The following is a 4,441-nucleotide window of genomic DNA, read 5'->3' on the forward strand; positions in this document are numbered from 1 at the left end:
GGATCCGATCACGATCGATGCTGCGCAGAGCATCGTCGGGTTGTGCTGGAAGGACGGCCGATACTACGTCGCCGACGTGACGGGCGGCCTGCTGGTTGTCGAGAACAACGAGTTGATACGGACGGTTCGCATTGGAAACGGCATCAACGACATGACGCTGCACGGCGATCGGCTCCTGATACTTCGCGGCGTCAGCCGTGCCGTCCATATCGTTGATCTTGATGGAACACATGTCGCGTCGGTTACGGTACCGCATGACGGCGCGGTGGGCATAGCCGCTGTCAAGACGTCCGATGCGAAAGAGCCGGGCGTTTATGTGTATTACAACCAGTGCAATTGGGACGTGTTTGACGACGCGGGCTCGGAGCTGACGTCAAACGGGAGCGCCAATATCAAGCTCAGAAACGACGCCCGCGATGGATTCATCGAGCGGCTCGACTATCAGCTCACGGATCTCGGTGGGGGAAACAATTTTTGCCTGTCGGGAGGCTATGAAATCGAGTTCACCTATGCCGAAATGCTCAAGCCTATTGGCGATATCCTCGACGACCTGGAAGGCATCAAGCTGTGCATCAGACTGTCGATACCCGTCGACACGCCGAGGCAAAAAGTCAAATCGCTCGAGACGATCGGCGATATTCCCGCGGCCGTCACAGAGGACGAGGACGGTAACGCGATTGTTGAGTTTGACCTGACCAGGATAAGGCTGGACAAGGAGTGTCGTATTTTTGGCTACCACGCAATCCTCGAGGCTTACGGTATCCGGTACAAGCTGAACGGCGCGAGTACGGACGACTATCCTGCAGATATCAGGCGGCGCTTTCTGAAAGAAGAGTCCCGCTATGACATGGGCAGACAGGAATTGAAGGATATTGCGGAGCGCCTGCTTGCATGCATTCCCCCGCAAGAGCGCGGCAATGTGATCAGGATTGCCAAAGCCGTGCGCGAATACGTCTATAGCCGGCTCGGGTACCGCTGCAACAGCAGATGTACGAGCCCCGTCGAGACGTTGCGGCTCGGCGAGGGAACCTGCGGCAAGTACATGGAGCTGATCATCGGGCTGCTGAGGCTTTGCGGCGTCGCTTGCCGACCCGTCGGCGATTTCAAGGTACCCGAGTACAAGCTGAGGTATGTGCCGGTCGGCTCGGTATGCACACCCGATAACGATCACGCGTGGGTGGAATTCTATGTGCCGGAGGTCGGATGGGTTCCGATGGAGAGCTCGTCGGATGGTGTTCCGGAAAAGCACGATCGATTCTTTGGTGCGCTATCGTGGGTTTATATAGAAAACAGCAGAACTGAAAAGATGTGCAAGATCTGCAAGCCGGGCTCGTGGGAAAACATCGATCAGGACTTGCGGTATTCGGAACTATTTATTCCGGAGATTCAGATCAGAATCATCAAAGCGCTCAGGCCGTCATTCGATCCGTCACATTAGTGACCGATGCTGGCCAGATGCGCAGACATGTCGTAGGCGTTGCCTTCAACCAGAATGTCGAGGTGCAGGCCGATCATGCTAACCGGCGCATGGCGGCGATCGGGATGAATCGCGGAGTGCTGGAGTTGGGAGGTATCGACGACGGTGATGCCTCCCGTCCCCACGACTTGCAGCTTCTGGTCCGGACCGATGAATGCAGCGGTGTCTTCATCGAGCCCGATGCCAATGGCATCCGGATTGTAGGTCAACGCCATCAGCATGCGCCCAAGCCGGTCCTGGTGGCGAAAGTGTTGGTCGATAACCAACTTGTCGATCAGGCATAAGCCCGGTGCCAATTCGACTATATCCGCGCGGGGCGTCGTGCCACTTTTCCCGGCTGCGATCATTTGCCTTGGCAGAAACGCTGCGCCGGCCGAGACGCCCGCAACGTGCGTCCCCTTTGCATTCAGGCGGCCTATTTGCTGAGCGACGGGCGTGGCGCTGAGCGTCTCGGAGAGGCGGGCCGGATCGCTCCCGATGAGGAAAACCCCGTCAACGCCGCCGAGCGAGTCGTCCCTTGCCCTTTCGCAATCCGTTCGATTCTCGAAGTTGAATGCACTGACGCGATTGACGCCGAGATCACGGAATGCCCGTTCGTAACGGTCGCCAAAATCCTCTTCATCAGAGCCTGCCGAGACAATGGCGATGTGCGCGCGGGAGCCACCGCAAAGCTCAGCGAAGCGCCGCAGGATAGGGGCCGCCTTGCGGGCCGCTTTGCCGTCACCGCCTACGGCGACGATAAAGCCTCTTGTCCCGGCCGCGAGCGCTCTTGAACGATTCAAACTTTCACCCCTTAACTCAGAGCCGGCAGTCCTACACCGTCACGGTCTTATAGATGGAAGCGCGGCGACGTTGCGGGCAGGCGCAGAAGGGCGCCGGCGTTTTGCAATGAACCGATCAAACTATCAGCGGAATCGGTCAGCGGATAATTCCAACGATCACGTCAACGCGGTAGCGTCCAAGCAGGCCGTGCCGTGGCTCTTTGCAGTGAGCCCCGAGCGCAGCAGCGTATGGCTTCCCAAGTCGTACAGGTTGCCGTCAGTAAGGATATGGAGGCGTACCCCGGTCAACCCTACCGGTTCGCCATGGCGGGTCGAATCGACGGCGGAGTTGTGCAGGCTCGACCCTTCGATGATGGTGACGCTCCCGGTACCGACCACCTCGAGCGTGTCGTCCGGACCGATGAACGCAGCCGTATCTTCGTCGAGCCCAATGCCGGCTCCGAAGGGGATCGACGCGACCGCAGTGAGCAGGCGCCCGAGCCGGTCACGCTGGCTGAAATGCTGGTCGATTACAAAGCGGCTGACAAGCCCCAAGCCCGCTGCGAGGTCGACCATGCCGGCACGAGGCGTGGCGCCGCTCCTGCCGCCGGCGATCATCGCGCTCGACATCGCCGAAGCCCCGGCGGAGGTACCGGCGATGTGCATGCCATGCAAATTACGGCTGCAGAGCTTTTGCGCAGCCGACGTGCCGCTCAGCATCTCGGCGAGGCGCACCTGATCGCCCCCTGTCATGAAGACACCATCAGCGTGATCGAGCACCTCAAGATATTGCTGTGACTCGCAGTCCCCGCGGCTTTTGAATGGCAGGATGCTGATCTGTCCGGCACCAAGATCACCGAACACCGATCCATACACATCGCCCGTAGTGTCCAACGACGAAGCCGTCGGAATGACCGCAATATGCGCGCTCGGGCCGCCGCACAGTTTGACGAAGCGGCGCAGTATGACGGGGTTCTGGACCCTATTCTCGGCCCCGCCGATCGGAACAATAAAGCCCCGTGTGGGGTTTTTGGGCGGTCTTCCCGGACGCATATCTTTTCCTCGCAAGGCTTGATCATATTGTCCGCAGTGGGTACGGCCCCCGGAGTCGTCCGCTGGCGGGCAAATCCGCCCGCTGTCGCGGGTCCCAGTTCCGTAAGCGAGAATCGTTCCAGCCGAGCCTGCGAGCCATCGCTTCGCGGCCCTGCATCCGACCAGAGGCTGAAAAAATTCCAGTTAGAGCGGTGCGCACTAAGAATCAATTTCCATTGCATTATGGTGCAAAAGTGAACCAATGTGGTGCGGATCTGCTGCGTCGCTGAATGACCAGCTTAGACATTCGCCCGTCACGCGGAGCAAGAGCGATGACTGGCTGTTCGAATCAGGGGCACCAACAGATTCACGTAGCCCAGTCATCGCGCGGCCGGGCTTTTTGCTTTCCGGCTTCCCACCTCATGATGTAAGTTCTCAGGAAAATTGAAAATTCTTGACGCGGGCGAAAGCGGCTAATCCAACTTGCGAGTGCCTGCCAATCTATGCGTTCGATCCTTACCATCGACGGTTGAAGGTAGGAAGTTCGAACGGCTGCTCTCGGCAACTCTGAAGATCCGTTGTTCGTTGACTCGGACGGTTGAACTTTCTCGTGAGCCAACATTCCCAAACAGCGAAATCTGCGGCTATCCGAATGGCTGCAACATGCTGAGTACTCGCCGGCCGACACAACCACGCGAACGGCCGTTGTACCTTGGAAGCCGCCGTTAAGGGTACGCGGGATCGAAGGGCGGTTGTGGGTCGCGTGCCGCCAATCGCAGCTCGCGGTGACTTCAGTCGCATATGCCTAAAGCAGAGGCGGCACCGGGCCAAGAACGGGCGTCGAGGTACCAGCTTAGGGTCGCCCCGAAGCGGACTTTCGCGAACTGTTGCGGGTAGCTTGCACGCACCTGAGAGGTCCAGGGAGCTCGAGCGCGAGCAACGCGAACCCCCAGAGTTTGGTTACACCTGATTTCATTCACGCGTCGCGCTGATCAGTTTTCGGCGCGACGTGGACACTCTTCAAGCCGCGCGCGACAAAGCAAGTCAGCCAGCAATGAAGACGGCAATGTCGGCAGAGCGTTCACGCTGGACACAACCACGCGGCGCGGGCGCACGAAGCCGTGCGCGTAGATTCACGCTTTCGGTTTGATGTTCTGGTTGACTCGGAACT

General features: G+C 58.9%; 3 protein-coding genes. 1 reads left to right on the plus strand and 2 read right to left on the minus strand.

Going from position 1 to position 4,441, the window contains the following annotated elements:
• Nucleotides 1-151 precede the first annotated feature (151 nt).
• A complete protein-coding gene (locus tag P0D89_RS51090; protein ID WP_408379342.1) occupies nt 152-1,438 on the plus strand; it encodes a transglutaminase-like domain-containing protein in 1,287 nt (428 codons plus the stop codon).
• Here P0D89_RS51090 and P0D89_RS51095 read toward each other — a convergent pair.
• Both P0D89_RS51095 and P0D89_RS51100 read right to left on the minus strand, forming a co-directional pair.
• On the minus strand, nt 1,435-2,259 hold the full coding sequence (locus tag P0D89_RS51095) for a cyanophycinase (RefSeq protein ID WP_408370537.1): 825 nt from the start codon (nt 2,257-2,259) through the stop codon (nt 1,435-1,437). The two genes, P0D89_RS51090 and P0D89_RS51095, sit on opposite strands and share 4 nt — an antisense overlap.
• Before the next feature lie 156 nt (nt 2,260-2,415).
• On the minus strand, nt 2,416-3,291 hold the full coding sequence (locus P0D89_RS51100; protein ID WP_408370541.1) for a cyanophycinase: 876 nt from the start codon (nt 3,289-3,291) through the stop codon (nt 2,416-2,418).
• Between the last annotated feature and the right edge of the window lie 1,150 nt (nt 3,292-4,441).

Source organism: Paraburkholderia sp. RL18-085-BIA-A (assembly GCF_046027075.1).
Classification (GTDB): domain Bacteria; phylum Pseudomonadota; class Gammaproteobacteria; order Burkholderiales; family Burkholderiaceae; genus Paraburkholderia.